This is a genomic window from Roseivivax sediminis (assembly GCF_900112685.1).
GTDB classification, from domain to species: Bacteria; Pseudomonadota; Alphaproteobacteria; order Rhodobacterales; family Rhodobacteraceae; genus Roseivivax; species Roseivivax sediminis.
Window position 1 is genome coordinate 72,227 of the sequence record NZ_FOMS01000009.1, and the last position, 24,397, is coordinate 96,623.

Sequence of the window (24,397 nt, forward strand, 5' to 3'; positions counted from 1 at the left end):
TCACCGTCCCAGAATGAGCGAGTTCGGATTGCGTTCGATCGTGCGCGCAAGCCGCTCGACCGCTTCGGCGGCCTCGCTGACCTGGCGGATCGCCGCGCGGGTGTCGCGGGTGAAGGCCGCGTTCTCGTCGTAATTGCCGAGCGTCGTGCCCGCCTGCGTCGCAAGCTGGCGCAGCTGCGCCGACAGGGCCGGCAGCGTCTCGCTCGCATCCTGGATCGACCGCGCCGCGCCGCGCGCCGACGCGAGCGTGGCATTGGCGTTCTCCACCAGCCCGCCTTCGCGCAGTTCCGTCAGGGTGGCGCGCAGATCGGTCAGCGCGGCATTGAGCTCGCCCGGCAGCGCGCGCGTCGTCTCCTGGTCGATCAGCGCGTCGGCCGAATTCACCAGGTCCTGGACGTCGGCGGTGAGCTGGTCGAGCGGCACCTGCCCGGCATTCTCGAGGATGCCGCGCGCCTCGTCCACGACCGCCGGCAGACCGTCCGCCGCTGCTTGCACGTCTTCCACGGCGGCGACGAGCTTGCCCACCGCGTCCTGCGCCTCGACCTCGGCCAGAAGGCGGTTGAGCGTGTCGCTCGCCTCGCCGAGCCCGGTCACGAGGCCGTCGATCTCGGCCGGCAGCCGCTGTATCTCCTCGCTGTCGACCACGCCGCGGGCGGAGGCGAGGATGCCGCGCAGCTCGGCCGGCACGCCCTGCACGTCCTCGCTGGCCACCAGCCCCTCGATCTGCCCGACCAGCGTCTGCGCCGCGCGCAGAAGCTCCGACACCTCGGAGGAGATGCGGTCGAACGGCACGTCGCCGGCGCCGGCGATCACCGCCTGCGTCTCGTCCAGAAGCGCGGGCAGCCGGTCCGCCGCGCGCCCGATCGACGCGACGGCCTCTGTCAGCGTCTCGGCGGTGTTCTGGTCCTCGATCCGCGTGACGACGGAGTTGAGCGACGCGCTCGTGCCCTGAAGTTCTGCCAGAAGCGCGGCGACATCGTCGGGAAGCCCCTGCACGCCCTCGCTTTCGACCACCCCGCGGGCGGAAGACAGCAGACCGCGCAGTTCCGTCGGCACGCCCTGCACGTCGTCGCTCTGGATCAGGGTCTCGGTCTCGGTCATCAGGGTTCGCGCCGCCGCCAGCAGCGTCGAGACCTCGGAGGACAAATCCTGAAGCGGCACGGCGTTCGCGTTCTCCACCAGCGACTGCGCCTCGGTCAGCAGCCCCGGCAGGTCCTCCGCGGCGGTCCCGATAGTGGAGATCGCGGCGGTCAGCTCTCCCACGGTGTCCTCTTCCTCGATCCGCCCGACCACGCCGTTCAGCACGTCGGTCGTGTCCTGAAGCTGGGCGATCAGCTCCGACACCTGATCGGGAATGCCCTGCATCCGGTCGCTCTGCGTCAGGCTGCGGACAGCCGACAGGATACCGCGCAGCTCGCCCGGGCTTTGTTGCAGATCGTCGTTGCCGATCAGCGCGGTGGCCTGGTTCATCAGACCGATCGCGGATTGCATGACCTCCTCGATCGGCAGGTCCGCCACGCGCTGCAGCGCGCCCTGCGCCGTCGCGGTGACGTCGGTTATGTTCGCCGGGGCCGTGGGCAGGCGCGGATAGGGATCGGCGTCGCGGTCGAGCTCTGCCGGCTCGGACCCGTCGACCTCGGCCAGTTCCACCTTCAGACCGCCGGTGAGAATGGAGGCGTTGGTGAGCCGCGCGCGCAGCCCGGCGTCCGCGATCCGCCCTTCGAGGTAGTTGTAGAGCGCCTCGGCCTCCGCGCCCTCGCCCAGCCCGAACCGCGCCGGGTTCACCCGCGCGGTCACCAGCAGGCGCACCTCGTCGTCGCCGAAGCGCTCCTCGTCCACCAGCCCGGTGAGCGAGGCGACCTCGCCCACGCGCAGACCGCCAAGCTCCACCGCGGCGCCGGTCGACAGGCCCGACACGTTCTCGTCGAAGATCATCGTCATGTCGACGGTGGCGCCATCGCCTTCGACAAGGAAGTCGTCGCGCGCGGAATCCTCGTCGGGGAAGAGCTCGTATTCCGCCCCGGCCGACAGCGGCTCTCCGCCCGAGGACAGGGTCTCGAAGGTCACGCCGCCCGAGATCAGCGAGGCGAAGGAGGTGAAGTTCAGCCGCGCTCCGGACGCGCCCAGGGTGAAGTTGAAGCCCGAGATATCCCAGAACCGGGTCTGCGTGGTGACGAGCCCCGCGTAATCGGCGTAGATCACCGCCTCGGCCCGCACGCCGGCGCCGGTCTCGTCGATCTCTGCGGCATCGACCATGCCGACCTCGACCCCCTTGTAGAGGATCGGCGTCTTGGATGTCGGCAGGCCGTCGGGCGAGGTCAGCACGAATTGCGTGCCCTCTTCCTCGGACCCGATCAGCGGCGCGCTGGCCAGTCCCTCGTAATCGCCGTGAAAGCCGTTCGCCTGGTTGTCCCATGCCCCCTGGATGTAGACCCCGGACAGCACCGTATCGAGGCCCGAGACCCCGCGCGCGCTGACCTCGGGGCGCACGACCCAGAACCGCGCGTCCTGGTCGATGTACTCGGCCATCTCGCTTTCGACGCGCACCGATACGATGACCTTCTCCAGCCCGTCGTCGAACCCCACATCCTCCACGAGCCCGACACCGATGTCGCGGTAGCGCAGTTCGGTCTCGTTTGCGGTGATGCCGGCAGCGTTGTCGAACGCGATCTCAAGCAGCGGCCCCTGTCCGGCATAGTTCTGGTACGCCGCGCCCAGCGCGATGGCGAGCGCGGCGATCGGAATGAGCCAGATGATCGACAGCTTGTTCCAAACGCTGCGGCTCTCGGGCTCGGTCGGAACCTCGCCGAGTTCCCTGGTGTCGTCGTCGGTCACGCGGATACGTCCTTCCTGTGGCGGGCGGCGATCCTGCGGGCGCGCACGTCGTCCCAGATCAGCCGTGAATCGAAGCTCTGGGCGGAGAGCATGGTGAAGATCACCGACAGCGCGAAGGTCAGCGCCGCCGACCCCGGATGGATCGAGGCGACCGAGGACAGCTGCACCAGCGCCGACAGGATCGCCACCACGAAAACGTCGATCATCGACCAGCGGCCGATGAATTCCACGATCTCGTAGAGATGCTGGCGCTTTCCGGGGTCGACCCGGCTGCCGTGGCGCGCGGTGATGGCGAGGAAGGCAATGGCCAGGAACTTGCCCACCGGGATCAGCACGCTGGCGATCAGGATGATCGCCGCGATGCCGTAGCTGCCGTGGCTGGCAATCTCCACCGCGCCGCCGACGATGGTGTTGGCGGATTCGTGCAGCAGCGTGTCGGTGATCAGCATCGGGTAGAGGTTCGCGGGCACATAACAGGTCAGCCCCGCGATCCACCACGCCCAGACCCGCTGCAGGCTGCCCGGGTCGCGCGATTGCAGGCGCGCACCGCAGCGCCCGCACCGCGCGTGGTCGGGCGTCCAGACCCGCGCGCAGGACCGGCAGGCGACGAGCCCGGCTTCGCGTGCGGTCAGTCTCGGGGTGTTTCCAGCGATTTCCATACCGACCATGTGCAGAGGTAGTTGTCGTTGAACAGCACGATCACCACGAGAACCGAGAACATCCAGAAGGCGGGGCCGAAGCCGATCTGCGCGAGGTCCGACACCTTCACCAGCGCGACGGCGCAACCGATGGCGAAGATTTCCGCCATCGCCCAGGGCTTGAGCTGCTGCGACCAGCGGAAAAGCCGCCGCGCCTGCGGCCACGGAGCGCGATCAAACACCACAGGCGTCAGCACGTAGAGGATCAGCAGCATCCGGATCAGCGGCAGCACGACGATCATCGCCAGCGTGCCCAGCCCCAGAAGCGCCATCGGCCCCGAGGAGAACGCCGTCGCCGTATCGATCAGCGACGCGCGATTGCCGAGCCCGAGGCGGTGGATCTCCAGGAACGGAAAGAACACCGCGGCGATTACCAGGATCAGCACCGCCAGCGTCAGCGCGATGATCCGCAGCCCCGCCCGCCGCTTCGGCGCGATCAGGACCGTATGACAACGGTCGCACACCGCCCGGCCCCCGGTCTCGGGCACCCGCGCGACATAGAGCGCATCGCAGGAGGGGCACGCGATCAGGTCCTCGAGCGGACGCCCGAGCGCCGTGGTGCCGGTGTGCACGTGTGTCATTGACCTTCGTTCCCAGGAACCGTCGGTGAGTCTTCGCGCAATTGCCCCGGATGTCCACCCGCGCGCGACATCTTGAGCTCGGCGATGCCGCGAAGCGACGCTGGCCGGTAAGGGTATATACGGAGCCGCGGCGCGTCCGGTTTCACCAGCCCCGCCGTCAGCGCCCGTCCCGCGGTGCGGGATTAATTCGTGCAGGGCGTGCGCGCCTGTGGCAGGCTGCACGTCGTATTGATCTCGATTTCCCGACGGACATTGCCGAAGATGAAATTTCCCGATTGGCTGCGTAGGCTCCTGCTCATCGCGCCCGAGGATCCGCCGGACCCGCTCTTTCCCGAGGCCACCGGCGAGCCCGGCTTCCGTCGCGGACCGGTGGACTGGCGCCGGCTCTACGAGACCGAACTGCGGATGCTGGGCTGCGACCCGGCGGGCGCACGCCCCAACGGTATCTGCCTGTCGGGCGGCGGAGTGCGCTCGGCGGTGACCTGCATGGGCATGGTCGGCTGCCTCGCGCGCCACGGCATCTTCGACCGCATGCACTACATGTCGTCGGTCTCCGGCGGCGGCTACGCGGCGGCGGCGGTCTCGCAATGGCTGCGCGACCGCGCGCCACTCGAGGAAGCTCCGCTCGGCCGAACGCCGCAGCCCGGGGCGCCGGACCTGCAGCCAACCCGGAAAGGCGCGCAACGCGCCCAGCTCTGCCGCGCGCTGCGCGTGCCGTTCGTGACGCTCGAGAACCGGACCGCCCCGGACCTGCGGCGGGACGCCCGCCGCGCCCATTGGTGCGGCTGCGGCACCGCCGCCGACCCGGGGCCGAGCCCGTCGCAATACCTCGCGCAGAACGAAGCCTATATCCGCCACGTGCGCGCCAATATCAGCTATCTGATGCCTTCGGGCCTGCGCAGCCTGGCCGAAGGCGTCTACGTCATCCTGCGCGCGATCGGGATCAACATCTTCATCTGGCTGTCCGTGGTCTCGGCCCTGTTCTACGCGCTCCTGTCGCTGCACGTGGCCGGCCCGGCACTGCCCGGCCTCGGCGCGCGCCTCTCGGCCTGGATCCGGTCGGAGGACCGGTGGGATCAGGCCTGGACCGCGCTGTCGCGCCTTCCGGGCGCCGTGCGCGACGCGGTCGTGACCGGCTGGAACGGGCTGGTCGATCTGGCCATCACCATGGGGGCGGGCCAGGGCTCCACCCCGCTCTTCGGCTGGATCTTCGCGGCCGGCGCCGGCGCCTTCGCCCTCATCATCGCGCTGATGGCATTTTTCGGTATCTCCACCCGCTTCAAGAGCTTCGCACCGGCCGACGGCAACCGCGTGCCCCGGTCGAACAAGCCGGAGACACCGCTGAGCTTCAACTACGCCTGGCGACGCTGGCAGACCGGGTTCTCGGCCTGGCTGATGATCGCCGGGCTCGTCCTCCTGGCGCTCGGCGCGATCCCCTGGGTGCTGGAACATCTGAACGAGATCGGGCGCGCCGTCTCCGGAGAGGGGGAACAGGCGGAAGCCGCGTCTCCGGCGGCACAGGGCGGGCTGCTGCCGGGCCTCGTCGCCACGCTGATCGGCGTCGGCTCCTCGCTCTTCGCCTATCTGCGCGCCAAGCTCGGCAAGGAGGTCGGTCAGAAGACCGAGATCCTGCTGATCGCCGGTTCGGCGCTGCTGGTCTACGGCGTGATCCTCCTCTCCTATGCCGCCGCCGCCGATGTCAGCCGCGGCCTGATCGGCTTCGGCACCGCCGCCGCGCTCTTCGTCCTAGCGCTTGCGCTGGCGCTGGTCTGCAACGTCAACGACGTCACGCTCGGCCGCTACTACCGCGACCGGCTGATCGAGGCGTTCATGCCCGATCTCGGCACGATCTGGGACCCCGACAAACCGGACATGAAGCTCGCGCGCCCCGCCCGCCCGGCGCTGGCGGCGGACCGGCTGCGCCTCGCCGACCTGCGCGGGACCGGGCGATGCGTGCGCCCGCTGCACCTGGTGAACACCAACGTCATGTGCTGGTGGACCCCCGACACCCGCGCCCGGCGCCGCAAGGGCGACAACTTCGTGCTGTCGGCCATCGGCTCGGGCTCCGACATCACCGGCTGGCGCAGCACCGCCGAGGTCGCGGGCGGCAGGCTGACGCTCGCCTCGGCCATCGCGGCCTCGGGCGCGGCGGTCAACCCGCGCGGCGGCTTCGCCGGAAAGGGGCCGACGACGCGCGCCGTGGTGACCGTGGCGATGTCGCTGCTGTCGCTGCGCCTCGGCTACTGGCTGCGCTGGACGCCCCTTCCGCGCTGGCGGCCGGCCCGCCTCAACGCCTACGGTAACCACGTCAATCCGCCGGTGCGGCACCTCCTCGGCGCGTTCTTCGCCAATTTCGGCGGCCGCGCCGACCGCCTCGCGGACGAACCGGACTGGTGCGACCGGCCCTGGCTGTCGCGCCAGCTGCGCCGCATCACCCGCCCGCCGACCTTCGTGGAACTCAGCGACGGCGCGCATTTCGAGAATCTCGGCCTCTACGAGCTGATCCGCCGGCGCTGCAAGCTTATCGTGATCTGCGAGGCGGGCGAGGACCCGACGACCTCCTACAAGTCCTTCACCGTCGCCATCCGCCGCGTGCGCGAGGATTTCGGCGCCGAGATCGACTTCGACATGCAACGCAACCGCTGGCTGGCCAGCGAGCGCCATCTGTGGCACGACACAGGCCCGGCCGACCTCGTCGCGCGCGGCTCGGAGAGCGAGTTTCCCAAGGGCGCCGAATATTCCGAGAAGGGCTATTTCCTCGCCTCTGTGACCTACCACGCCAATCCCCGTGGCCCCGGCCATGACGGCCACCGCGCCTCGGCCGGCCACCGCGGCCCCGAAAGTCCGCCCGAACGCGGCCTCATCGTCTACCTCAAGTCGGCCATGGTGCCCGACGTCGCCGCGACGACGAAAGGCTACAAGGGCGTCAACGCGGACTTTCCCTACGACCCCACCTCGAACCAGTTCTTCACCCCGGAACAGTTCGAAGCCTACCGCGACATGGGCGACACGATCGCCCGCCAGATGATCGAGGATCTCGCCCTCGACAAGGTCGTCGCCGACCCCCGCTTCGAAACCCCCGGCGACACCTATTACATCGCCAACGACAGTTACCGCCCCAAGCCCTGAACCCGGCGCCGACCACCCCCGCGTCCCACTCCGGAATCCCCGCGCCGCAATCCGGACGGTCACGTCAGAGCGCCACAGCCACGCCCTCCCGCGCCGAGCGCTGCGCGGCGAGCCCCATGGACACCGCCTTCGCCCCGTCCTCGAGCGTGACCTCCACCTTTCCCGTCCCCTGCAGTACGGACAGGAACCGGCGGTGCTGGTAGAAGGTCGCCCCGTTGTGATCCCCCGCCTCCAGAAGCTCCGGGTCGACCGGCACATCGAGCACCTGCTCGCCTTTGGGGTTGCGCGGGCTCAGCACCACCTTGGGCACCGGCGCGGGGCCAAGCCCGGTTGGCCAGAACCGCGTCGGGCCCGGCACCAGCGCCTCGATCTTGCCCTTGGGTCCCATCGCGCTCAGGTGCTCCTGGTAACGCGCGCCCTCGGCGAACATGCACAATTCCAGCATCGCCCGGGTGCCACTGTCGAAGTCGACGATGACATAGGCATTGTCCCAGATGTCGGGGCGCCTGCCGTCGTAGTCCTCCGCCGCATGGTTCACGTCCCCGGCCGCGGAGGCCATGACCCGCACCGGTTCGGCGCGCAGGATCAGGCGCATGAGATCGAAGAAGTGGCAGCACTTCTCCACCAGCGTGCCGCCCGATGTGGCGTTGAACCGGTTCCAGGCGCCCACCTTGTCGAGAAAGGGAAAGCGGTGCTCGCGCACGGTCAGCATGCGGATGCCGCCGGTCGCCTCGGCGACCCGCTCCACCATCATGGCGATGGGCGGCATGTAGCGGTACTCCATCGCCACCCAGATCGGCGCCGGGTAGTCGCGCCCCAGCACGGCCGCCCGCTTTGCCTGTTCTGCCGTGGTGAAGAGCGGCTTCTCCACCAGCACCGGCAGCGGCCGGCGCGCCGCGACCGCCTCGAGCTGGTCAACATGGCAATGGTTGGGCGAGGCGATCAGCAGGCAATCGAGCGACGGACGCGCCAAGAGATCGTCCAGAGAGCCGACCATCGCCGCCTCGGGCGCAAGCGCGGAGGCGGCGGCGGCCATCATCTGGTCCGGTTCATGGATGGCGTCGATGCGCACGTCGCCCAGAAGCCGGATGTTGCGGATATGCTCCTGCCCCATCATGCCGGCGCCGATGATGCCGTAATTGATCATGTCCTGCCTCGTCCGCCCGCGCCGACCCCGACTCGGGCTGAATTGATACATGATTGATGCACGTCCCGGCGGATGCTACGCAATAGCCAATCCCGTGCCGTCTCCGCCAAGTCTCACCAGGGCCTGCCATGACCGTCGTTCCCGTCACCTCCGCCGACATGGACGCCTCCGAGGTGTCGTGGTTCGCCGCGCTCTGCTCGGACGACTACCAGTTTCTCGGCGTGCCCGATCCGGCCCTCAAGTCGAGCTGGGCGCATTGCTCGACCATCCTGCGCGAGGCCGAGGCGCAGGGCTTCCGCAACATCCTCTGCCCCTCTTCCTACCAGGTTGGGCAGGACGTGCTGTCCTTCGTCGCCGCCGGCGCACAGGTCACGTCGGACATCAACATGCTCGCCGCGATCCGCTGCGGCGAGATGCAGCCGATCATGCTGGCGCGCACGATCGCCACGCTCGACCACATGATGCAGGGGCGCCTCACGCTCAACGTCATCTCCTCGGACTTCCCCGGAGAGACGGCCGGCAGCGCCTACCGCTACCAGCGCTCGCGCGAGGTGGTGGAGATCCTCAAACAGGCCTGGACGCGCGAGCGCATCGACTACGAGGGCGAAATCTACCGCTTCACCGACCTCTGGACCGACCCGGCGAAACCCTACCAGCAGAACGGCGGGCCCCTCCTTTACTTCGGCGGCTACTCACCGCACGCGCTGGAGCTCTGCGGCCAGCATTGCGACGTGTATCTCATGTGGCCCGAACCCGAGGCCCAGCTCGCCCAGCGCATGCGCGACGTGAACGCGGTGGCGAAGCGCTACGGCCGCACGCTCGATTACGGCCTGCGCGTGCACATGATCGTCCGCGACACCGAGGCCGAGGCGCGCGACTATGCCGATTACCTCGTCTCGAAACTCGACGACGAGCTCGGCCAGCTCATCCGCGAACGCGCGCATGACAGCGCATCGCTCGGCGTGTCGCATCAGGCGCGGGCGCGCGAGCTGGCGGACAGGTACGGCTACGTGGAGCCGGGACTCTGGACCGGCATCGGCCGGGCGCGCTCGGGCTGCGGCGCGGCCCTTGTCGGATCGGTCGATCAGGTCATGTCCAAGATCGAGCGGTACCGGGACATGGGCATCCGCGCCTTCATCTTCTCGGGCTATCCGCATCTCGACGAATGCCGCATCTTCGGCCAGAAGGTGCTGCCGAACCTCAAGACCTGCTCGCTGCCGCACGCCTATGGACGCGTGCCCGTGAGCCCCCCGGCCACCCCGCTGGGAGAAGGAGACCGCACGTGACCGTCAGCCGCCTCAAGCTCGCATCCGATCTGGAATTGAGCCGCATCGCCTACGGCATGTGGCGGCTGTCGGACGATGCCGACACCTCGCCCGCCCGCGTCCGCGGGAAGATAGAGGCCTGCCTCGCGCAGGGCATCACCACAATGGATCAGGCCGACATCTACGGCGGCTATGCCGCCGAAGAGGTCCTGGGCGCCGCGCTGAAAGGCACCGACCTGCGCGATCGGATCGAGATTGTCACCAAATGCGGCATCGTCGCGCCGGCAGGCCGCCACGCGGACCGGCGCGTGAAGCACTACGATACCTCCGCGGCGCATATCGAGGCCTCGGTGGACCAGTCGCTCGAGCTCATGGGGATCGACCGGATCGACCTGCTGCTGATCCACCGCCCCGACCCGCTGATGGATCATCACGAAACCGGCGCGGCGCTCGACGGCGTGATCGCTGCGGGCAAGGTGGCGCATGTGGGCGTGTCGAACTTCAAGCTGCACGACTGGACGCTGCTGCAATCGGCGATGAACGCCAAGCTTCTCACGAACCAGATCGAACTGTCGCTGTCCGCGCCCGAGGGATTCACGAATGGCGACGTGGCCTTCCTTCAGGAACGCGGCGTGCCGATCATGGCGTGGTCGCCGCTCGGCGGCGGCGCGCTCTTCGACGGATCGCGGCCCGCCCTGAGCGCCCGGCTCGAGGAGATCGCGGCAGAGGCCGGTGTCGAGCCGTCGGCGGTCGCGGTGGCCTGGCTGCTGGCGCATCCGGCGCGAATCCTGCCGGTCATGGGCACCAACACGCTTTCGCGGATCGCCCGCCTCGGCGAGGCCGAAGCGCTGTCTCTGGACCGCGAAACCTGGTTCGAACTATATACGCTTGCGCTCGGCCGCGAGGTACCGTGACATGGACGGCGCGATGGACACCGAAAATCAGACCTTTCAGCCCGGCCCGGACACCACGCGCGCCTTCCGTGACGCGCTCGGCCGGTTCGCGACGGGCGTGACCATCGTCACCACGCAGACGCCCGACGGCCCGATCGCGATCACCGCCAACAGCTTCGCGTCGCTCTCGCTCGACCCGCCGCTGGTGCTGTGGTCGCCGGCCAAGGCGTCGGCCCGCTTCGTGCCCTTCACCGAGGCGCAGCATTTCGCGATCCACGTCCTCGCCGCCGACCAGGCGGCGCTCTGCAGCGAGGTCGCGCGCGACGCCCGCCGCTTCCGCCCCGGCGACCTGACCGAGAACGAGAACGGTGTGCCGCTGATCGAGACCGCGCTGGCGCATTTCGAATGCGCGCGCGACGCGGTGCATGACGGCGGCGACCACGTCATCGTCGTCGGCCGCGTGCAGCGTGTGCGCATGCGCGAGGGCGAGCCGCTGCTGTTTCTCAACGGCCAGTTCGGCGGCTTCCGCGCCCTGGGTTGACCGGCGATGCGAAGACGCCGGCCACGGCGGATGAGCTCCCCCCGCGCGCTGCGCGCCGCGACCCGGCGCATCGCGCCGGGGCTCGCGGTGTCGGCACTCGTCGCGATCACCGCGCAGTTCCTGTCGGACCATTACGGCGCGCCGGCGATGCTCATGGCGATCCTGCTCGGCATCGCGCTGCACTTCCTGTCCGAAGAGGGGCGCCCCGCCTCCGGCATCGACTTTGCCGCGCGCCACGTCCTGCGCCTCGGCGTCGCGCTTCTGGGCCTGCGGATCTCGGTCGATCTGCTGTCCAGCCTCGGCGCCGGCTTCGTCTTCCTCACCGTCCTCGGTGTCGCCGCCACCATCCTCGCGGCGCTCGCCGCCGCGCCGCTCTTCGGACGCGAGAGGCGATTTGCCTTTCTCACCGGCGGCTCGGTGGCGATCTGCGGCGCCTCGGCGGCCATGGCGATCGCCGCGATCCTGCCCCGGACCGACCGGTCGGAGCAGGACCTCGTCTTCACCGTCGTCGCCGTCACCGTCCTGTCGACCGTCGCGATGATCCTCTACCCGATCGTTGCCGCCACTGCGGGCCTCGGACCGGTCGTCACCGGCGTCTTCCTCGGCGGCACGATCCACGACGTCGCGCAGGTCGTCGGCGCCGGCTACTCGGTGTCGGACCAGACCGGCGACGTCGCCACGCTGGTCAAGCTCATCCGGGTGAGCCTGCTCGCCCCCGTCGTGCTCATCGCCGCGTTGGTGCTGCGCGCGCAAGGCTCGGGCGAGGCGCGCCCGCCGCTCCTGCCCGGTTTCGTCATCGGCTTTCTCGCCCTTGCCGCACTAGGCTCGGCCGGCCTCGTGCCCGAGGGCCTGCGCGAGGCGGCGAACGGCATCTCGCGCTGGGCGCTCCTGACGGCCATCGCCGCCGTGGGCATGAAAACCTCCATCCCCGAGCTTCTGAAGGTCGGCCGCCCCGCGATCCTCATGCTGGCGGCGGAAACGGCCTTCCTTGGGCTCTTCGTGCTCTGCGGCGCCATGCTTCTGGCCTGAGGCACAGCCCACGGGCTTCTTGACTCAGGGCCTTCACGCCCGCGCCCCGCTTCTTTGGGCCAGAAATACTCCGGGGGTGTGGGGGCAGAGCCCCCACGACGCGCTCCTCAGCTCTCGCCGCCCTCGCTCGGAGCGTTGGGGAAGAACAGCTGCTGGCCGTCCACCCGGTAGGCCGCGATCGCCGCCTGTCCCTCTCGCGACACCAGCCAATCCGCAAAGTTCTCCGAGGCTGCGGCATTCACCGAGGGGCACGCCTCCTGGCTGACGGGAATCACGCCGTACTGGTTGAAGAGATCGCTGTCGCCCTCCACCAGGATCTCGTAATCCTGCTTGTTCTCGAAACTGATCCAGGTCGCACGGTCGGTCATCGCATAGGCGCCCATGCCGATCCCGGCGTTGAGTGTCGCGCCCATGCCCGACCCGGTCTCGCGGTACCACTCGCCCGAGCCGCCCGTCGGCTCGACCCCGGCCTCGGACCACAGCGAGACCTCTTTCTTGTGCGTGCCGCTGTCGTCGCCGCGCGAGGCGAAAGGCGCCTGCGCCTCGGCGATGGCGCTCAGCGCCTCCTGCGCGTCCTCCATACCGGACACCTCGGCCGGGTCGTCAGCCGGGCCGACGATGACGAAGTCGTTGTACATCAGGTCCGTGCGCTCGGTGCCGAAGCCGTCGGCAACGAACTCCTCCTCGGCCGGCTTGGCGTGCACGAGTAGCACGTCCCCGTCGCAATTGCGCGCGTTCTGGATCGCCTGGCCGGTGCCGACGGCGACCACGTTGACGGTGATGCCGGTCTCGTCCTCGAAGATCGGCAGGAGGTGATCGTAGAGGCCCGAATTGGCGGTCGAGGTCGTCGACTGCACGATGATCGACTCCTGCGCCCAGGCGCCCGTGGCAAGCCCGGCAAGCGCGGTGGCGGCAAGAAGGGATCTGGTCGGCATGTAACTCTCCGTTGTGATCAGACGACCAGGCGGCCGTCGAGGAAGTCCCGCGCCGCGCGCGTCGACGGCGCGGCGAAGAACGTATCGGCCGGCGCGTGCTCCGCCATCCGGCCCCGGTTGAGGAAGACCACGTCGTCCGCCAGCCGCCGGGCCTGGCCGATGTCGTGGGTGACGATGACGACGCGGGTGCCGGCGGCGCCGGCCTCCGCGACGATCGCCTCGATCCGCTGGACCGAGCCGGGATCGAGGCTCGCGGTGGGCTCGTCGAGAAACAGCATCTCCGGCTCCAGCGCCAACGCGCGCGCGAGCGCGAGGCGCTGCTTCTCGCCGCCGGACAGCAGCCGCGCCGGCTGCGCCGCCTTGCCCGCAAGCCCGACATGATCGAGCATCGCGTCGCGGCGCGAGCGGTCCTTGCGCCGCGCCTTCAGCACGAAGTCGAGATTGGCCGCCACCGACCGCCGCAACAGAACCGGCGTCTGGAAGACCAGCGCCTGCCGGCGGGTGACCGCCGTGCCCGGCGCATGTCCGTTCCAGTCGATCGTGCCGCCACAGGGCGCCTCCAGCCCGTGCAGAAGGCGCAGAAGCAGGCTCTTGCCGGCGCCGTTGGGCCCCATGATTGCGGTGCAGCCTGTCGGTCCCAGATCGAGGTCGAGCCCGTCGATCAGCGCGCGCCCGCCGAGGACGACCGTCAGCCCCCGCGCGCGCAGCGGCAGGAGCGGCCCGGCCGGCGCCGCCTCGCGCGCGCCGAGGCCGGTGAAGGCGAGCGTGGCGTCAGACATAGGCGTACCGTGCCGCGGTGGACCGCACCCCCTGCACCGCCGCGTTGACGCCGAGCGCCAGCGCCATCAGCACGATGCCCAGCGCCAGCGCCATCGGCAGCGCGCCCTTGGAGGTCTCGAGCGCGATGGCCGTGGTCATCACCCGCGTCAGATGGTCGATATTGCCGCCGACGATCATCACCGCGCCGACCTCTGCCACCGCGCGGCCGAAACCGGCGAGCGCCACGGTCAGCAGCGGGTAGCGCGCATCCCACAGAAGCGCCGCAATGGTCTGCCCCCGAGTGAGGCAGAGCGACCGGAACTGCGCGTCGTATTCGGAATGCATGTCCTCCAGCACCTGCCGCGACAGCGCCGCCACGATGGGCGCGATCAGGATCGTCTGCGCGATGATCATCGCGCCGGGCGTGTAAAGGAGGCCGAGAAAACCCAGCGGCCCCGCCCGCGACAGGTGCAGGTAGACGATCAGCCCCACCACCACCGGCGGCAGGCCCATGAGCGCGTTCATCAGCGTCAGCACCGCGCCCCGACCGCGAAAGCGCGTGACCGCGACCAGCGCGCCCAGCGGCAGGCCGATCATGCAGGCAACGAGCGTGGCCGACAGGCTGACCTGCAGCGACAGGCCGACGATCTCCACGAGGTCGGGATCGCCCGAGGCGACGAGATCGACTGCAAGGCCGAGGGCCTCTGTCATGTCCTGCATACTTTCCGCACCCCACGGAAGTCGGAATTTATGCAAGCTAACAACAGGAGGCCCGGCGCGGCAAGCCCGGAATGTGGTCGCTCAGAGCGACGCTTCCACCCTGAAGGCCTGCGGAATCTCATCGAGCCCCTCCAGAACGAGATCCGCAAGCACCTCCGCGCAGCGCGGCGCGACGCCGAAGCCGATCTTGAAGCCGCCATTGGCAACGAAATGCCCGGGACGACCGGGCCAGGGGCCGAGCATCGGCGCGCGGCTGCGCGCGCGGGGGCGCACCCCTGCCCAACGTTGCAGAATCTCCGCGCCCGCCAGGACGGGAAGCACTTGCACGGCGTGATCCGCCAGGGCGTCGGCGGCTTCGTCGGTGGCGGCGGGGTCTTCGAACTCCCGCTCCGAGGTGGATCCAAGCGCCACCGTGCCGTCGTCGTGCGGCACGATGTGCAGGCCGTCCGCGAAGACCTGCGGCACCGCGCCCGCGTCGTGGCGCAGAAGCAGCGCCTGCCCCTTCACGCCGGTGCCGGCGGGGCGGCCGGCATCGTTCACGATGTCAGAGAGGCCGCGCCAGCCGGTGGCCCAGATCACGGCGCCTTCGTCCGGCCCCTCCGGATCGATCCGCGCCCCGCGCACGCGCAGGGCGGCCGCCAGCGCCGCGCAGGCGCGGGCGGGGTGCAGCCGGGCGGTGAGCGTGTCGCGCACCAGCCAGCCGGTCGGCGAGACCGGGGCGAAGGGGCCCGCCTCATCGGCCGGAATGACCTCCCACACCGCGCGGCCCTGCCAATGCGCTTGGGCCCCGGCGATCCGGTCCCGGGCGCGCTCCAGCGCCGCGTCGTCCCCGATCGGCTGCAGCCGTCCGAGCCGGGCATAGCCGGGATCGACGCCGCCGGTCTGCTGCACCTCGGACCAGAACCCTTCGGCCATCAGCAGGCTTTCGAGCTGGAAGGCCTTCTTGGGGTTCCAGGTCTCCGGCACGTGCGGGGCGAGCGCGCCGACCACCCCGCCGGAGGCACCGGCTGCGACGCCATGCGGGTCGATCACCCGCACCCGCGCGCCGCGCCGGACGCAGGCCCATGCCACCGAAAGGCCGAAGATTCCCGCCCCGCGCACCGTAACGTCCGCCTGTGTCATCCTCGATACCTTCCGCTTTGCCGTGTCATCACCTAATCGGTGCGTTCATGAGCGACCAGCCCGACACCGTCTGGCGCGACGGCCGTGTGCCGGTCTCGCGCCGTTTCGACGATCCGTATTATTCGCTGGAGGACGGTCTGGCGGAGACGCGGCACGTGTTCCTGTCGGGCAACGACCTGCCGGAGCGGTTCCGGGACGGCTTCCGCATCGCCGAGCTCGGCTTCGGCACCGGGCTGAACCTTCTCGCCGCGCTGGCGCTCTGGCGCGCCGCCGGCGTGGGCGGCCGCCTGATCTATACCAGCTTCGAAGCCTATCCGTTGGCGCCTGCCGAGATGGTGCGCGCGCAGGCCGCGTTCCCGGAGGTGGCCGCCCTGTCGGCGGAACTGGCGCCGCATTGGGGCGCAGAGAGAATCGAGCTGCCGGACCTCGACTTCCGGCTGATCGCCGGGGATGCGCGCGCGACATTGCCGGACTGGGACGGGGCGGCCGATGCCTGGTTCCTCGACGGGTTTTCCCCGGCCAAGAACCCAGAGCTGTGGGGGGCGGAGCTGATGGCCGAAGTGGCGCGGCACACCGCGCCGGGCGGCACCGCGGCCAGCTATACCGCCGCCGGGCACGTGCGCCGGGCGCTCGACGCGGGCGGCCTTGTGACCACCCGCGTGCCGGGCTACGGGCGCAAACGGCACATGACCGTCGCCCGAAAGGCCGCCCCCGGAAAGGCCATCCCATGACGCGCAACGACACCCGCCTCGGCATCTGGCTGATGGTGACGACGACGCTGATCTTCGCGGCGCAGGACGGGCTGTCGCGCCACTTGGCGGACAATTACAACGTCTTCATGGTGGTGATGATCCGCTACTGGTTCTTCGCCGCCTTCGTGATCGCCATCGCCCGCCGGCAGGCCGGCAGCGTCCGCGCCGCCGCACGCTCGGCGCAGCCGCTCCTGCAGGCGTTCCGCAGCGCGCTCCTGGCGCTCGAGATCATGGTGATGGTGCTGGGCTTCGTCTTCCTCGGCCTTGTGGAGAGCCACGCTGTCTTCGCCTGCTATCCCTTGCTGATCGGCGCGCTGTCGGGGCCGGTCCTGGGCGAACGGATGGGCTGGCGCCGCTGGGCGGCGACCGGCGTGGGCTTCGTCGGCGTGATCATCGTGCTGCAGCCCTCGGGCGGCGTGTTCTCGCCCTACGCGGCGATCCCGCTGCTGGCGGCGCTGATGTTCGCGCTCTACGGGCTGCTCAACCGCTACGTCGCGCGCAAGGACGACGCGGCGACCTCTTTTTTCTGGACCGGCACGGTGGGCGCCGTGGTCTCGACCGCCATCGGCATCTGGTTCTGGGAGCCGATGACGCGGCCCGACTGGGTGATGATGGCGGTCCTGTGCGTGACCGGCGCGCTGGGGCATTTCACGCTGATCAAGACCTACGAGGTGGCCGAGGCGGGCGCGGTGCAGCCCTTCGCCTATCTGCAACTGGTCTTCGCCTCGACGCTGGGACTCGTGGTCTTCGGCGAGGCGCTGCGCCCCAACGTGGTGATCGGCGCGACGATCATCGTGGCCGCGGGGCTGTTCACCTTCTGGCGCGAGCGCGTGGCGAAGGGGTGACGGTGCGCATCGTTGGGAGGTGCGGGAGCGAGGGGCCAGCCCCTCGCGCTCCCCGGGATATTTACGGGCAGATGAAAGCCGGGGCGGCGCGAGAGGGTGCGGGGTGGGACTCTGCGGGCGTGGAGCCGCGCCTCACTCTCCGAGGGGGAGGAGCGTTGTGCCGGTGAGTTCCTCGGAGAAGGGCACGGGGTGCGGGTCCTGGCCGAGGCGGGCACGGTAGATCGGCAGGCTCTCGGCGACGCGCATCACGTAGTTCTGCGTCTCCTGGAAGGGGATCGATTCGATGAAGTCGATGACGTCGATCTCGCCCTCGCGGGGGTCGCCGAAGCGCTCCATCCATTGCAGGGGACGCCCGGGGCCGGCGTTGTAACCCGCGGCCATCATCACGATGTTGCCGTCGAAGCGCCGCGCGAGGTATTCGAGGTAGGCCGAGCCGAGACGGGCGTTGTAGGCCGGATCCGAGGTCAGGCGGGAGACCGAGTAGGTCTCTCCGATCCAGCCGGAGACATCGCGCGCGGTGCCCGGCATCAGCTGCATCAGGCCGCGCGCGCCGGCATGGCTGACCACCACCGGGTCGAATTCCGATTCGCGGCGCGCGATGGCGAGGACGAGTTCCGTCGGCACCGGGAAGCGGCGATCGGCGAAGCTGGGAACGGCGTAGTACGGGCCGTGAACCTCCAGCCCCGCCTGGGCGGCGCGCTTGCCGACCATGACCTGGATGTGCGGGCGGTTCATTTCCTCGAGCATGGCGCCGAGGCGGGCGATCTCCTCGGGCGCGAGGCTTTCCGACAGGTGGGTGAAGAAACGCTCTGCCAGGTAGTCCTGGTTGGCGGCGAGCAGCATCACCGCGGCCCTGAAGACGCTGGACTCGGTGAAGGCGGCGTCCTGCCATTCCGTCGGGCCCGCGCCGGAGAGGCCGGGATCGGGCGGCATCCCGGCCTTCTCTGCAGCCAGCAGGCCGTAGAAAGCGGTCTGGTACTGCCCGCCGAATTCGTAGGCCTCCTGCGCGGCCTCGGCGTTGCCGGCGGCCTCTTCGGCGCGGCCGATCCAGTAGCCGGCGCGCCCCAGGGAGATCGGCGTATCCACGGAGGTGCGGAAATTGCGGAAATGCTCTGCCGCGAGCTCCGGCCGGTCGAGGAACCGCAGGGCGATGTAGCCGGAAAGCCATTCGAGGTCGGCGTAGTCGTAGTCGCCCGTCGGCACCATGTAGTGGCTCGCCGCGACGCGGTAGGCTGTCTCGTGCTCGCCCGCGCGCATCGTCTGGCGGGTCAGCTGGCGACGGCGCGACGCCCAGGCGGCCGGCTCGCCGAGCGCTTCGGCATCGGTGGAGCGCTCCAGCAGGAAATCGATGGCGTCGTCGTCGCGGCCCTTGCGCACGCGCCATTCGAAACGGTCATGGGCCAGGCCCGGATCGCCGGTGAGTCGCTCGGGCACCGCCGCGATCTTGGTGTCCACGCCCGGCGCCATGTCCTGCAGCGCGATTCGCGCCTCGGCCAGCGCGCGCCGCCCGTCGTCCACGAGGTTGACCACCCGGCGGGCGTTCACCGTCCAGCCGTTCCAGAGCGTCATGTCGAGCCGCGCGGCGTGGTGCGGGCGCAGAAGGTCGCCGTGATCGGCGAGGAAGGCCGCCGTCTCCTCGGCCGAAAGGGCCAGCGTGCGCCAGGCCAGCACGATCGTCACCTCGGCGAGCCCGACCTCGCCGGCATCGGTCAGCGCGCGCGCATAGGACAATGCGCCGCTTCCGGTCTGCGGCAGGTGATCGGCGAAAAACGCGCGCACGTCGGCATGCGGGGCGGTGGTGATCGCCTCCTCGCTCTTCTCGCGCAGGTAATCCATGCCCGGCCAGTCGGCGTTGCGGTCGATGAAGTCCTGCACCTGCGCGGCGTCGCCCTTGCCATCGCGCAGGTAGTGCCAGAGGATCACGTCGACGGCGACCTGGCCGTCGCCGCGCGCCTCGATCAGCGCACCGGCCCAGTCTCCCTGGCGCATCATGTCCATCGCCCGGCCGAGGGCGCGCGCCTCCTGCGCGACGGCCGGACCGGGCGCGATGGCGAGCGGTGCGAGAAGCAGGAACGGCAGGAGAAGCCAGGCCCGGAGTCGCGACATAAGCTTGCAATTTCCAAAACGAGAGAGGATAGACACGGCCCGGAGCATACCGAAGCGTGCCGGACCCTCAACTCACGACTGCGACAGGGACGGCCTGCCTCCGGGATGCGACCGGAAGCAACGATGAAGCAAGGAGCGTGTCATGTTCAAGGGGTCGATGGTCGCCCTCGTCACGCCGTTCAAGGACGGCGCGGTGGATTTCGAGACGCTCAAACGCCTTGTCGACTGGCACGTGGACCAGGGCACCCGCGCGCTGGTGCCTGTGGGCACCACCGGAGAGAGCCCGACGCTCAGCCACGAGGAGCACGAGGCGGTCGTCGAGACCGTGGTCACCGCGGCCGCGGGGCGCCTGCCGGTGATCGCCGGCGCGGGGTCGAACAACACCACCGAGGCGATGCGCTTCATGATGCACGCCGAACGCGTCGGCGCGGACGGTGCGCTGGTGGTGACGCCCTATTACAACAAGCCGACCCAGGCGGGGCTGTATGCGCATTTCAAGATGCTGCACGATTCCTGCAATCTGCCGATCATCATCTACAACATTCCCGGCCGGTCGGCCGTGGACATGACGCCGGTGACGATGGGCGAGCTGGCCAAGCTGCCGCGCATCGTCGGGGTAAAGGACGCGACCGGGGACATCGCCCGCGTCTCGGCACAGCGGATCACCTGCGGGCCGGACTTCCTGCAGATCTCGGGCGAGGACGCGACCGCGCACGGCTTTAACGCGCAGGGCGGGATCGGCGTGATCTCGGTCACCGCCAACGTGGCACCGCGGCTGTGTTCGGACGTGCAGGAGGCGTGCCTGTCCGGCGACTATCAGCGCGCGCTGGAGCTGCAGGACCGGCTGATGCCGCTGCACCACGCGATCTTCACCGAGCCGGGCCTGTGCGGCGCGAAATACGCCATGGCGCGGCTGGGCCTGTGCGAGGAAGAGGTGCGCGTGCCGCTGGTGCCGCTCACCCCCGAGACGCGCGAGAAGGTGGATATCGGGCTGCGACATGCGGGGCTGCTGAACTGATCCGGCGGAGCGAGGGGCCAGCCCCTCGCGCTCCCCGGAGTATTTGAAGCCCAAAGAAACCAGGCTCGGGCGGGCGCTTCGCGCTTGCCCTGTTTGATCCGTGCGGAGGCAGGGCTGAAAGAGGCCCCACCCGGCGGGGGTTAACGAGACATCTCACGGCGGCGCATGGGCATGGCATCGATCGTGGCGAAGAGGTCGTCGGCGGAGATCGGCGCCGTCTCCGTCCGCTTGACGCCGCCGTCCTTGCCAACGAGCACCATGAGGAAGCCCTCCGGCGCGAAGCGGGCGCGAAGCGCGCCGCGCGCCTGCGGGTCGGTGTCGGTCAGAACGACGATGTCCCGGTCCGCGAGGCCGGGCGCGGCCGCTGCCAAGGCGGCGCGCTGCGCGGCGTAAGCGGCATCCGTATCAGCGTCGGCAAAGAGCAGGACCGGGCGATTCGACCAGCGGTAATCCGACAGCTCGGCGGTGTCCGGCGGCAACGGCGTGACGGTGCCGCTGCGCTGCGCGTCCGCCGGCGCGGCCAGCGTCAGGCCGAGCGCGGGGACCAAGGCGAGCCATCGTCTCATGCGGGCGCCTCCATGCGCTGCGGCATCGCAGGGCGCCGCCGGCGCGGGCCGGCGGCGGCGGGTGATCTACTGAGTCGCGGTACTCTCGACGCCCTCGGGCTGCCCGACGACGACGAAGTGCAGGTTTTCGGGGTTCAGGAGCTCTGAAGCGACGCGGTTGAGGTCCTCGATCGTCACCGCCTCCACCTTGTCGTTGCGGGTGGTGACGTAGTCCGGCGACAGGTCCTGCGCCTGCATCCCGACGAGGATGTCGGCGATCGCGCCGTTGCCGTCGAAGCGCAGAGGATAGGCGCCGGTCAGGTAGGTCTTGGCGGCCTCCAGTTCCTCCTCGGTGACGCCATCTTCGGCCATCCGGCGCCATTCGCCGCGGACGACGTCGATCGTTTCGGCCATGCGGTCATTGGCCGAAGCGACGCGGCCCATCACCAGGTCGGCATGGTCGCGGTTGGCCAGGTAGCTGTAGATCCCGTAGGTCAGGCCGCGCTTTTCACGCACCTCTTCCATCAGCCGCGATTCGAAGCTGCCACCGCCGAGGATGTGATTCATCAGATAGGCGGGGAAGAAGTCCGGATCGTGCCGGTCGATCCCGGCATGGCCGAACAGCGCTACCGATTGCGGCGTCTCGAACGGCACGACGGTCACGCCGCCGTCGAGTGCCAGCGACGCCTCGCCCGGCAGCTCCGGCCCGCTTTCCGGCAGGTCTGCGAGGAGCGTGTCGACAAGCTCCGACAGCTCCTCGGCAGAGATATCGCCGGCGGCGCCGATCAGCACGCGGTCCTGCACCAGCGCGGCCTCGTGCGCCGCGACGATGTCCTCGCGGCCGAGGGCGGTGACCGATTCGGTGCTGCCGTTCACGGGTCGTGCATAGGGGTGATCGCCGTAGGTCAGCTCTGCCGCGCGCCGTTCGAGGATCTCGTCCGGGTCCGTTTCGGCCGCGCGCAGATTGGCGAGCACCTGCGCGCGCACCCGCTCGATCGCGTCCTCGTCGAAGCGCGGCGCGACCAGACTGTCGCGCAGAAGCGCGACCACCTCGTCCATGTTCTCGGTCAGGAAGCGGGCCGAGACGGATACCGAATCGTGATTTGCGTCGTAACGGAACGTCGCGGCCAGTTGCTCCTGCGCCGCGGCGAAGGCGCGGGCGTCGCGATCCGCCGCGCCCTCCTCGAGAAGCGCCACCATCAGGTTGGTCGCGCCGCCCTTGCCTTCGCGGTCCAGCACCGCTCCACCCTCGAACTGAAGTTCGAGCGAAACGAAGGGCACGCTGTCCTCCTCCACCAGCCAGGCGTCGAAGCCGGCTTCGGAGGTGACCTCCTGGATGTCGACCTCGGCCGCGACGGGGCCGGCGAGACCGAGAAGCGCGGCAATCCCAGCGCCGGCGAGCGTCAGACGGATCATTGGATCACCTCATTGTCTTCGGATGCGGCCGGGGATGTGCCGTCGCCGGTGGGGGCCGGAGTCTCGCTGGTTTCTTCGCCGGACCCTTCCGGGCGGGCGCCGATCAGGTAGCCGGTGACGGACCGGTCACGGTCGAGTACCTCGCGCGCCGCCGCGACGATCTCGTCTGCCGTCACGGACTGGATCGTCTCGGGCCAGGCCTGCACATCCTCGACCGTGAGGCCGCTGGCGAGCGCCGAGCCGTAGCGCCGCGCGATGCCGTCGGAATTGTCCAGCGCGTAGATCTGCTGCGCCTTCAGCCGGAACTTGATCCGCGCCAGCTGGTCGGCGTCGATCCCCTCTTCGAGAAACTCCTCCAGCACGCGGTCGAGCTCGCCCTCCGCGGCCTCGAGGCTCACGCCCTCGGCCGGGACGACCACCAGCCCGAACTGCGTGTCGTCATAGGAGGTGCCGTCGTAGAAGGCGCTGGTGTAGACCGCTGCGGTCCGCTCGAACTGCAGCTCGCGGTTGAGGACCGAAGTCTGCCCGCCGCCCAGGATCTCGGCCAGCAGCGACAGCGCGGCTGCCTTGTCCTGCGCGCCCGCGTCGCGTTCCGGCGCAAGGTAACCGCGCAGGAGGTACGGCTGGGAGACGCGCGGATCGGCCAGGATGACGCGCCGCTCGGCCCGATGCGGCGGCTCCTGCGAGCGCTCGCGCGGGGCGCCGACGGCGTCGTTTTTCGGGATCGGGCCGTAATGCTCCTCCGCGAGGCTGCGCACCTCGTCCGGGGTGACGTCTCCCGCGACGACGAGGATGGCGTTGTTCGGCGCGTAATGCGTGTCGTAGAACCCGAGCGCCGCGTCGCGGTCGAGCGCCTCCATCTCGTGCTTCCAGCCGATGATCGGCGAGCCGTAGGGATGGTTGAGGAACAGCGCCGCGCTCACCTGCTCCTGGAACAGCGCGCCCGGGGAATTCTCGACCCGCTGGTTGCGTTCTTCCAGGATCACGTTGCGCTCCGTCTCCACGTCCTCCGGGCGGATCCGGAGATTGACCATGCGGTCGGCCTCCATCTCCATCATCCGGCCCAGGCGGTCGGCGGCGACGCGCTGGAAATAGGCGGTGTAGTCCTGCCCGGTGAAGGCGTTGTCCGACCCGCCGTTCTCGGCCACAACGCGGCTGAACTCGCCCGGCTCCAGCGTCTCGGTTCCCTTGAAGAGCAGGTGTTCGAGGAAATGCGCAACGCCCGAGACGCCCGGATCCTCGTCCGCAGCGCCGGCGCGGTACCACACCATGTGAGTGACGACCGGGGCGCGGTGGTTCTCGATCACCACGGCCTTCATGCCGTTGTCGAGCGTGAAGGTGGAAACCTGTTCTTCGATCGCGTCCTGCGCGGCGGCCGGTAGCGCGAACAGCGCAGCGGCCGCGAGGGGGATCAGCCGTGTGAGCATCGGGGGTGGTGTCTCCTCGAACCGGGTATGCGTGCAAGCTACGGCCCGGCGCGGGGAGATCAAGCGACCTTGCAGATTTGTAAGGTCACCGCTCCGGTGGCGGGGCCGACGGGGTGCGGATGTTGGTGCCCGGCCGCCGGACGCGCCGGAGCCAGTCCTGCGGGTCGAGCTGTTGGCTGCGATAGGCGCGATTGTATTCGTCTTCGCGCAGCAGACGCCAGTTCAGGATCGACTTGCGGCGGCGGAAGGCCGCGTCGTCGGCAGCAAGATCCTGCCGGATCGCCGCGTCCACTCCGCGGCGTCCGGCCGCAGCGATCAGCGCGCCGTCGGCCGCCGGGATGCCGCGTTCGGCCATCCGGGCCGGATCGCCACCCAGCGCGGCGACGGCATCCTGGAGGGGCGTGGCATCGGCGCGGTTCGCGCCGCCCGGCGTCGGCTGCGGCAGCGCGGAGAAATTCTGCGGCTCGGACAGGGGCTTGTTCGGCACGATGCCGAATTCCTCGGGCGTGCCGCTGTAGGTGTTGAGCTTGCGCAGATTGCTTCCGCCGTCCCGCGCCGAGGAACAGGCGCCCAGCCCGGTTGCCGCAAGCAGCCCCACGATCAGCCAAACACGCATCGTTCTACTCCGTCCCGC

21 protein-coding genes are annotated in these 24,397 nt (G+C 69.6%); 8 read left to right on the forward strand and 13 right to left on the reverse strand.

From position 1 onward, the window contains the following. The 3 genes from F3H57_RS14565 to F3H57_RS14575 are packed head-to-tail and all read right to left on the reverse strand — an operon-like array spanning position 1 to position 4,114. Positions 1 to 2,835 carry an MlaD family protein gene (locus tag F3H57_RS14565; RefSeq protein WP_188129697.1) on the reverse strand — a complete coding sequence of 945 codons (2,835 nt, stop codon included), beginning with the start codon at positions 2,833 to 2,835 and terminating at the stop codon, positions 1 to 3. Beyond that, positions 2,832 to 3,494 (reverse strand): paraquat-inducible protein A, encoded by a 663-nt coding sequence (locus F3H57_RS14570; RefSeq protein ID WP_188129698.1) that lies wholly within the window; start codon positions 3,492 to 3,494, stop codon positions 2,832 to 2,834. The genes F3H57_RS14565 and F3H57_RS14570 overlap by 4 nt, the downstream gene beginning before the upstream one ends. After that, the gene (locus F3H57_RS14575) at positions 3,464 to 4,114 is read right to left on the reverse strand and encodes a paraquat-inducible protein A (protein ID WP_149756654.1); all 651 of its coding nucleotides are present in this window, start codon (positions 4,112 to 4,114) and stop codon (positions 3,464 to 3,466) included. The genes F3H57_RS14570 and F3H57_RS14575 overlap by 31 nt, the downstream gene beginning before the upstream one ends. 261 nt (positions 4,115 to 4,375) lie before the next feature. Here F3H57_RS14575 and F3H57_RS14580 point away from each other — a divergent pair, with 261 nt between their 5' ends. Next, on the forward strand, positions 4,376 to 7,243 hold the full coding sequence (locus tag F3H57_RS14580; RefSeq protein ID WP_149756655.1) for a patatin-like phospholipase domain-containing protein: 2,868 nt from the start codon (positions 4,376 to 4,378) through the stop codon (positions 7,241 to 7,243). A gap of 64 nt (positions 7,244 to 7,307) precedes the next feature. Here the strand turns inward: F3H57_RS14580 and F3H57_RS14585 are convergent, their stop codons facing one another. Further along, positions 7,308 to 8,390, reverse strand: coding sequence for a Gfo/Idh/MocA family protein (locus F3H57_RS14585; protein ID WP_149756656.1), 1,083 nt, complete (start codon positions 8,388 to 8,390; stop codon positions 7,308 to 7,310). Between the two features lie 128 nt (positions 8,391 to 8,518). On the opposite strand from F3H57_RS14585, the gene F3H57_RS14590 reads away from it, so the two are divergent. Genes F3H57_RS14590 through F3H57_RS14605 form a run of 4 tightly spaced genes read left to right on the forward strand, consistent with a single transcriptional unit; the run spans position 8,519 to position 12,118 of the window. Beyond that, on the forward strand, positions 8,519 to 9,676 hold the full coding sequence (locus F3H57_RS14590; RefSeq protein ID WP_149756657.1) for an LLM class flavin-dependent oxidoreductase: 1,158 nt from the start codon (positions 8,519 to 8,521) through the stop codon (positions 9,674 to 9,676). After that, on the forward strand, positions 9,673 to 10,569 hold the full coding sequence (locus F3H57_RS14595; RefSeq protein WP_188129708.1) for an aldo/keto reductase: 897 nt from the start codon (positions 9,673 to 9,675) through the stop codon (positions 10,567 to 10,569). The genes F3H57_RS14590 and F3H57_RS14595 overlap by 4 nt, the downstream gene beginning before the upstream one ends. Positions 10,570 to 10,582: 13 nt before the next feature. Beyond that, entirely contained in the window at positions 10,583 to 11,089 is a 507-nt protein-coding gene (locus tag F3H57_RS14600) for a flavin reductase family protein (protein WP_149756659.1), read from the forward strand. A 30-nt stretch (positions 11,090 to 11,119) separates the two neighbouring features. Next, positions 11,120 to 12,118, forward strand: a complete 999-nt coding sequence (locus tag F3H57_RS14605; RefSeq protein WP_149756660.1) for a YeiH family protein — start codon at positions 11,120 to 11,122, stop codon at positions 12,116 to 12,118. Between the two features lie 107 nt (positions 12,119 to 12,225). Here F3H57_RS14605 and F3H57_RS14610 read toward each other — a convergent pair whose 3' ends face one another. The 4 genes from F3H57_RS14610 to F3H57_RS14625 all read right to left on the reverse strand — a co-directional run bounded on the left by F3H57_RS14610 (position 12,226) and on the right by F3H57_RS14625 (position 15,654). Beyond that, entirely contained in the window at positions 12,226 to 13,053 is an 828-nt protein-coding gene (locus F3H57_RS14610; protein ID WP_149756661.1) for a substrate-binding domain-containing protein, read from the reverse strand. A 17-nt stretch (positions 13,054 to 13,070) separates the two neighbouring features. Continuing rightward, positions 13,071 to 13,832 carry an ATP-binding cassette domain-containing protein gene (locus F3H57_RS14615; protein WP_149756662.1) on the reverse strand — a complete coding sequence of 254 codons (762 nt, stop codon included), beginning with the start codon at positions 13,830 to 13,832 and terminating at the stop codon, positions 13,071 to 13,073. Further along, complete coding sequence (locus F3H57_RS14620) at positions 13,825 to 14,532, reverse strand: ABC transporter permease (protein WP_149756663.1); 708 nt, start codon at positions 14,530 to 14,532, stop codon at positions 13,825 to 13,827. The genes F3H57_RS14615 and F3H57_RS14620 overlap by 8 nt, the downstream gene beginning before the upstream one ends. Positions 14,533 to 14,613: 81 nt before the next feature. Continuing rightward, positions 14,614 to 15,654, reverse strand: coding sequence for an NAD(P)/FAD-dependent oxidoreductase (locus F3H57_RS14625; RefSeq protein WP_149756664.1), 1,041 nt, complete (start codon positions 15,652 to 15,654; stop codon positions 14,614 to 14,616). 47 nt (positions 15,655 to 15,701) lie between these two features. On the opposite strand from F3H57_RS14625, the gene mnmD reads away from it, so the two are divergent. Continuing rightward, positions 15,702 to 16,385 (forward strand): tRNA (5-methylaminomethyl-2-thiouridine)(34)-methyltransferase MnmD, encoded by a 684-nt coding sequence (mnmD, locus tag F3H57_RS14630; protein ID WP_149756665.1) that lies wholly within the window; start codon positions 15,702 to 15,704, stop codon positions 16,383 to 16,385. Next, positions 16,382 to 17,251 carry a DMT family transporter gene (locus F3H57_RS14635; RefSeq protein WP_149756666.1) on the forward strand — a complete coding sequence of 290 codons (870 nt, stop codon included), beginning with the start codon at positions 16,382 to 16,384 and terminating at the stop codon, positions 17,249 to 17,251. The genes mnmD and F3H57_RS14635 overlap by 4 nt, the downstream gene beginning before the upstream one ends. A gap of 132 nt (positions 17,252 to 17,383) precedes the next feature. Here the strand turns inward: F3H57_RS14635 and F3H57_RS14640 are convergent, their stop codons facing one another. Next, positions 17,384 to 19,357: a lytic transglycosylase domain-containing protein gene (locus F3H57_RS14640; protein ID WP_149756667.1), complete on the reverse strand. Its 1,974-nt coding sequence runs from the start codon at positions 19,355 to 19,357 to the stop codon at positions 17,384 to 17,386. Positions 19,358 to 19,499: 142 nt separating this feature from the next. Between F3H57_RS14640 and dapA the strand changes: the two genes are divergently transcribed. After that, on the forward strand, positions 19,500 to 20,375 hold the full coding sequence (dapA, locus tag F3H57_RS14645) for a 4-hydroxy-tetrahydrodipicolinate synthase (RefSeq protein ID WP_149756668.1): 876 nt from the start codon (positions 19,500 to 19,502) through the stop codon (positions 20,373 to 20,375). Between the two features lie 140 nt (positions 20,376 to 20,515). On the opposite strand, the gene F3H57_RS14650 is transcribed toward dapA, so the two are convergent. The 4 genes from F3H57_RS14650 to F3H57_RS14665 form a co-directional block, all read right to left on the reverse strand. Continuing rightward, the gene (locus tag F3H57_RS14650) at positions 20,516 to 20,941 is read right to left on the reverse strand and encodes a DUF4174 domain-containing protein (protein ID WP_149756669.1); all 426 of its coding nucleotides are present in this window, start codon (positions 20,939 to 20,941) and stop codon (positions 20,516 to 20,518) included. A 66-nt stretch (positions 20,942 to 21,007) separates the two neighbouring features. Continuing rightward, positions 21,008 to 22,336 carry a M16 family metallopeptidase gene (locus F3H57_RS14655; RefSeq protein WP_149756670.1) on the reverse strand — a complete coding sequence of 443 codons (1,329 nt, stop codon included), beginning with the start codon at positions 22,334 to 22,336 and terminating at the stop codon, positions 21,008 to 21,010. Continuing rightward, positions 22,333 to 23,763 carry a M16 family metallopeptidase gene (locus F3H57_RS14660; protein WP_149756671.1) on the reverse strand — a complete coding sequence of 477 codons (1,431 nt, stop codon included), beginning with the start codon at positions 23,761 to 23,763 and terminating at the stop codon, positions 22,333 to 22,335. Before F3H57_RS14660 ends, F3H57_RS14655 begins: the two co-directional genes overlap by 4 nt. A gap of 85 nt (positions 23,764 to 23,848) precedes the next feature. Then, entirely contained in the window at positions 23,849 to 24,379 is a 531-nt protein-coding gene (locus F3H57_RS14665; RefSeq protein ID WP_149756672.1) for a DUF3035 domain-containing protein, read from the reverse strand. Positions 24,380 to 24,397: the final 18 nt, after the last annotated feature.

Excerpts from the sequence above, each read along its gene's own strand:
- F3H57_RS14570 (WP_188129698.1), bottom strand. The coding sequence starts at position 3,494 with ATGGAAATCGCTGGAAACACCCCGAGACTGACCGCACGCGAAGCCGGG.
- F3H57_RS14575 (WP_149756654.1), bottom strand. The coding sequence starts at position 4,114 with ATGACACACGTGCACACCGGCACCACGGCGCTCGGGCGTCCGCTCGAG.
- F3H57_RS14580 (WP_149756655.1), top strand. The coding sequence starts at position 4,376 with ATGAAATTTCCCGATTGGCTGCGTAGGCTCCTGCTCATCGCGCCCGAG.
- F3H57_RS14585 (WP_149756656.1), bottom strand. The coding sequence starts at position 8,390 with ATGATCAATTACGGCATCATCGGCGCCGGCATGATGGGGCAGGAGCAT.
- F3H57_RS14590 (WP_149756657.1), top strand. The coding sequence starts at position 8,519 with ATGACCGTCGTTCCCGTCACCTCCGCCGACATGGACGCCTCCGAGGTG.
- F3H57_RS14600 (WP_149756659.1), top strand. The coding sequence starts at position 10,583 with ATGGACACCGAAAATCAGACCTTTCAGCCCGGCCCGGACACCACGCGC.
- F3H57_RS14605 (WP_149756660.1), top strand. The coding sequence starts at position 11,120 with ATGAGCTCCCCCCGCGCGCTGCGCGCCGCGACCCGGCGCATCGCGCCG.
- F3H57_RS14610 (WP_149756661.1), bottom strand. The coding sequence starts at position 13,053 with ATGCCGACCAGATCCCTTCTTGCCGCCACCGCGCTTGCCGGGCTTGCC.
- F3H57_RS14615 (WP_149756662.1), bottom strand. The coding sequence starts at position 13,832 with ATGTCTGACGCCACGCTCGCCTTCACCGGCCTCGGCGCGCGCGAGGCG.
- F3H57_RS14620 (WP_149756663.1), bottom strand. The coding sequence starts at position 14,532 with ATGCAGGACATGACAGAGGCCCTCGGCCTTGCAGTCGATCTCGTCGCC.
- F3H57_RS14625 (WP_149756664.1), bottom strand. The coding sequence starts at position 15,654 with ATGACACAGGCGGACGTTACGGTGCGCGGGGCGGGAATCTTCGGCCTT.
- mnmD (WP_149756665.1), top strand. The coding sequence starts at position 15,702 with ATGAGCGACCAGCCCGACACCGTCTGGCGCGACGGCCGTGTGCCGGTC.
- F3H57_RS14635 (WP_149756666.1), top strand. The coding sequence starts at position 16,382 with ATGACGCGCAACGACACCCGCCTCGGCATCTGGCTGATGGTGACGACG.
- F3H57_RS14640 (WP_149756667.1), bottom strand. The coding sequence starts at position 19,357 with ATGTCGCGACTCCGGGCCTGGCTTCTCCTGCCGTTCCTGCTTCTCGCA.
- dapA (WP_149756668.1), top strand. The coding sequence starts at position 19,500 with ATGTTCAAGGGGTCGATGGTCGCCCTCGTCACGCCGTTCAAGGACGGC.
- F3H57_RS14650 (WP_149756669.1), bottom strand. The coding sequence starts at position 20,941 with ATGAGACGATGGCTCGCCTTGGTCCCCGCGCTCGGCCTGACGCTGGCC.
- F3H57_RS14655 (WP_149756670.1), bottom strand. The coding sequence starts at position 22,336 with ATGATCCGTCTGACGCTCGCCGGCGCTGGGATTGCCGCGCTTCTCGGT.
- F3H57_RS14660 (WP_149756671.1), bottom strand. The coding sequence starts at position 23,763 with ATGCTCACACGGCTGATCCCCCTCGCGGCCGCTGCGCTGTTCGCGCTA.
- F3H57_RS14665 (WP_149756672.1), bottom strand. The coding sequence starts at position 24,379 with ATGCGTGTTTGGCTGATCGTGGGGCTGCTTGCGGCAACCGGGCTGGGC.